The 4,744-nt window shown below is 65.9% G+C and carries 2 pseudogenes; both read left to right on the top strand.

Going from position 1 to position 4,744, the window contains the following annotated elements:
• Positions 1-5: 5 nt before the first annotated feature.
• Positions 6-3,812 (top strand): annotated as a pseudogene (locus tag WAN02_RS03270) (condensation domain-containing protein); the annotation flags it as partial.
• A 50-nt stretch (positions 3,813-3,862) separates the two neighbouring features.
• Positions 3,863-4,744, top strand: a pseudogene (locus WAN02_RS03265) (condensation domain-containing protein); the annotation flags it as partial.

Here is a 4,744-nt window from a genome sequence, read left to right as displayed (position 1 = left end):
GTGCGGTGCCGGCCGGGGTGGTCGGGGAGTTGTATGTGGCTGGCCGCGGCGTCGGGGTGGGCTATCTGGGCCGGTCCGGGTTGACCGGGTCGCGGTTTGTGGCGTGCCCGTTCGGGGCACCGGGGTCGCGCATGTATCGCACTGGGGATCTGGTGTGGTGGAGTGCTGATGGGCAGCTGAGGTATGTGGGGCGTGCTGATGAGCAGGTCAAGATCCGCGGCTACCGCATTGAGCTCGGGGAAGTCCAAGCCGCTTTAGGTGACCTGCCGGGGGTTGAGCAGGCGGTGGTGATCGCCCGTGAGGACCATCCCGGCGACAAGCGTCTGGTGGGTTACGTCATCGGGACATCGGATCCGGCCGAGCTCCGTATGCGGCTGGCTGAGCGGCTGCCCGCGTATATGGTTCCGGCCGCGGTGGTGGCGGTGGAGGCGCTGCCGCTGACGGTCAACGGCAAACTCGACACCCGCGCCCTGCCTGCGCCCGAATATCAAGATCTCGACCGTTATCGCGCTCCGAGTGACGCGGTGGAGGAGATCCTGGCCGGGATCTACGCCCAGGTGCTCGGCTTGGAGCAGGTCGGGGTCGACGAATCGTTCTTCGAGCTGGGCGGGGACAGCATTCTGTCAATGCAGGTGGTGGCGCGGGCGCGGGCCGCTGGGGTGATGTGCCGGCCGCGTGACGTGTTTGTCGAGCAGACCGTGTCCCGGCTGGCCCGGGTCGCCGGGGTGACCACCGGTGTCGATGAAGTGATCGACGAGGGTGTGGGGCCGGTGGCCGCCACGCCGATCATCTCCTGGCTGCAGGGCGTACAGGGCCCGGTCGATCAGTTCAACCAAACGGCGTTACTGCAGGCACCGGCGGGTGTGACCGAGACCGACGTAGTGGCGGTGCTACAGGCCTTGGTGAATCGGCATGCGATGCTGCGGCTGCGGGTCGAGGACGACGGCGCAGGGGCTTGGTCGCTGCACGTGCCCGAACCGGGTGCGGTGGATGCGGGCGCGTGCTTGCAGACGGTGGACGCGCTGTCTGACGACGCGCTGATGGAGGCACGGTCGCGGTTGAATCCCACCGCGGGGGTGATGTTGAGCGCGCTGTGGGCGGTCTCCACAGCTCAGTTGGTGGTGATCGTCCACCACTTGGCCGTCGACGGGGTGTCGTGGCGAATTCTGTTGGAGGACCTCAACATTGCGTGGTCTCAGCATCGTGGCGGGCGGCAGATGGAATTGCCGGCACCCGGGATGTCGTTTGCCCGGTGGGCGTCGTTGCTCGTCGAGCATGCACACCGCCGGGACGTGATCGAGCAGGCCGACACCTGGCGGCAGATCGCGGCGGTACCTGCGGCGCTTCCGGCAGTGCGCCCCGCAACAGATACTTACGCAACCGCCGGGCAGTTGTCGGTGTCGCTGGATGCCGAAACGACCCGCATGCTGTTGGGCGAAGTGCCGACCGCCTTTCATGCTGGCATCCACGACATTTTGTTGATCGCGTTCGGGTTGGCGTTGGCGGAATTTCTAGGAACCGGCGCGTTGCCCGTCGGTATCGATGTGGAGGGTCACGGGCGTCAGGAGGAGCTCGGCTCCGATGTTGACCTGTCGCGCACGGTGGGGTGGTTCACCACCAAATATCCAGTGGCGCTGGCCGTTGGTGGGCTGTCCTGGGTGCAGGTGGTAGCCGGTGATGCGGGGTTGGCGGCGGTGATCAAAGCCGCCAAGGAGCAGCTACGCGGCCTGCCAGATCCGTTGACCTACGGAGTGTTGCGTTACTTGAACCCCGATGTCGATCTGCGCGGGTCCGACCCGCCGATCGGGTTCAACTATCTAGGGCGGCTGGGTGCCGGGTCGGCCGAGGTATCCGGTGATGGGTGGCGGCTCAGCCCGGAAAGTGGGTCGGTCACGGGGGTCGCCATAGCCATCCCCATGCCGCTGATGCACACCGTGGAACTCAACGCGGGCACCGTGGACACCGACACCGGGCCGCGGCTGCAGGCAGGCTGGACGTGGGCGCCCTCGGCCCTCGATCATTCGCAGGTCAGTCGGCTGAGTCGGTTGTGGTTTGACGCCCTGGCCGGCATTTGCGCGTATGTCAGGCGGGGTGGGGGCGGGTTGACGCCGTCGGATATCACGCCTGCCCGGCTGAGCCAGCAACAGATCGACGAGCTCTGCCGGCATTACGAACTCGCCGATATCTTGCCGTTGACTCCCCTGCAGCAGGGTCTTCTTTTTCACGCCAACCCCGCGGACGGCAGCGACGATGTGTACGCGGTGCAGCTGGACATTACGTTGAGCGGTCGGCTCGATCCGCACCGCCTGCGCGATGCCGTGCGGACCGTCGTGACCCGGCACCCCCACCTGGCGGCGCGATTCTGCCCCCACTTTGATGAGCCCGTGCAGATCATCCCCGCCGATCCGGTGACGCCCTGGCGATCCGTCGACCTGAGCGGAGGCGACCGTGACCTCGATGCGCAGATCCAGCAGGTGTGCAGCTCCGAGCGTGCCGCGGTCTTCAACCTCGCCGATGAACCAGGCTTCCGTGCGGTGTTGATCCGCACGGGCGACGATCAGCACCGGTTTGTGCTGACGAATCACCACATTGTGCTGGATGGCTGGTCGCTGCCCAACCTGCTGCGGGAGGTATTTGCCAGCTATTACGGGCAGCGGTTACCGGCGGCCCCGCCGTACCGCAGATTCATCACCTGGCTGGCCGGTCGGGATCGCGATGCCGCCCGCGCGGCCTGGTGTGAGGCGCTCGCCGGTTTCGACACACCCACCTTGGTCGGCCCACCGGACCGATTAGGACTGGGACGGCGAGGCGTGACCTCGTCCCGGGTGCCCGAGCAGATCACCCGGGCCCTTGGCGAGCTGGCGCGGTCATCCCACACCACCATCAACACCGTGCTGCAGGGCGCCTTCGCGCAGATGCTGATCTGGCTGACCGGCCACCACGATGTCGCTTTCGGCACCGTCGTCTCGGGCCGACCGACCGAGCTGGTCGGCGCTGACTCGATGATCGGCCTGTTGATCAACACGGTGCCGGTACGCGCGACCGTCACCGCGACCACCACCACCACCGACCTGTTGCAGCAACTACACAGCGCCCACAACCACACGGTCGAACACGAACACCTGGCGCTCAGCGACATCCACCGTGTCACCGGTAAGGAAAGACTTTTCGACACCGTTTTCGTCTACGAGAACTACCCGACCGACGCTGCCGCGTTGTCGAGCGCAGACGGGTTGGTCATCGCCGGGCTCACCAATCGTGACTACTACCATTACCCCCTCGCGATCCAAGCCGTGCCTGGGCACGAATTGGAACTCCATGTCCAATACCGCGCAGATGTCTTCGACGCCGGCGACATCGCAGCGATGATCGAGCGCTTTCAGCGGGTGCTGGTAGCCATGACCGCCGACCCGACACAGCCGTTGTCGTCGATGGACCTGCCCGATGCCGGCAAGCATCGGCCCCTATTGGCACAGCCGGCGACCACGCCGGTACCGACACCCGAACACCGCGACAACGGCAATGGTGATCGCGCCCCCGCCACGCTGGTCGAGCAAATTCTGGCCGGCATCTGCGCCGAGGTTCTGGGTGTCGATCGCGTCGGGGTCGACGAGTCGTTCTTCGATCTGGGCGGGGATTCACTCTCCGCGATGCGGGCGATCGCCGCGATCAACACAGCCCTTGACACCCACCTCGCGGTGCCCACACTGATCAACGCGCCATCCGTTAGAAGCTTGAGCGAGCAGTTGAGCAGCAGACATACCAGTCCGGCGGGAGAACTTCCTGCTGTAAGCCCGGCCAGCGAGTTGTAGCGCCGTGGATCCGGATAACGGCTGCTGTTGTCGGAGGCGGTTGTATGCGGATCGCTGATGTTTTGCCGTTGACGCCGTTGCAGCAGGGGTTGTTGTTTCATGCCCGTGCTGGGCGTGACAGTGACGATGATGTGTATGCGGTGCAGCTCGATCTGGGGTTGAGTGGTCGGGTTGATCAGCATCGGTTGCGTGATGCGTTGTATGCGGTGGTGAATCGGCATCCGCATCTGGTGGCCCGGTTTTCGGGGCAGTTCGACGAGCCGGTGCAGATCATTCCGGCTGATCCGTGGGTGCCGTGGCGCTATGTCGACGTCGATGATGAGGGTGTCGATGCCGGGGCCGATGAGCTGGTGGCGCGGGTGTGTGCCGGCGAGCGTGCCGCGGTGTGTGAGCTCGGTGATCAGCCGGTGTTTCGGGCGGTGCTGATCCGTTTGGGTGAGGATCGGTATCGGTTTGTGTTGACCAATCATCACATCGTGATGGATGGCTGGTCGTTGCCGATCCTGGTGCGGGAGTTGTTCGCCAGTTATGGCGGGCAGCGCCTACCCCCGGCGGGACCGTATCGCCGGTTTATGTCCTGGCTGGCCGGTCGTGATCACGACAGCGCCCGCGCGGCCTGGGGCGAGGTGTTGATCGGGTTTGACACCCCCACCCTGGTCGGCCCGCCCGACCGGGTGGGGTCAGGTCCGCGCGCGGTGGCGTCGTATCAGGTCCCCGCCCAGCTCACCGCCGCGGTCAGCGAGCTGGCCCGCGCCCAGCACACCACGGTCAACATCGTGTTGCAGGGCGCTTACGCGGTGCTGCTGTGCGGGTTGACCGGCCGCGGTGACGTCGCCTTTGGGACCACGGTGTCCGGGCGCCCAGCCGAGATGCCCGGCGCCGAGGCGATGGTGGGCTTGTTGATCAACACCGTGCCGGTGCGGGCCACCGTG

Origin of the sequence: Mycobacterium sp., from assembly GCF_049281135.1 — a bacterium.
Classification (GTDB): Bacteria; Actinomycetota; Actinomycetes; order Mycobacteriales; family Mycobacteriaceae; genus Mycobacterium.
The sequence above is the reverse complement of the archived record's forward strand: the minus strand, read 5'-3'. Positions and strand labels throughout refer to the sequence as shown.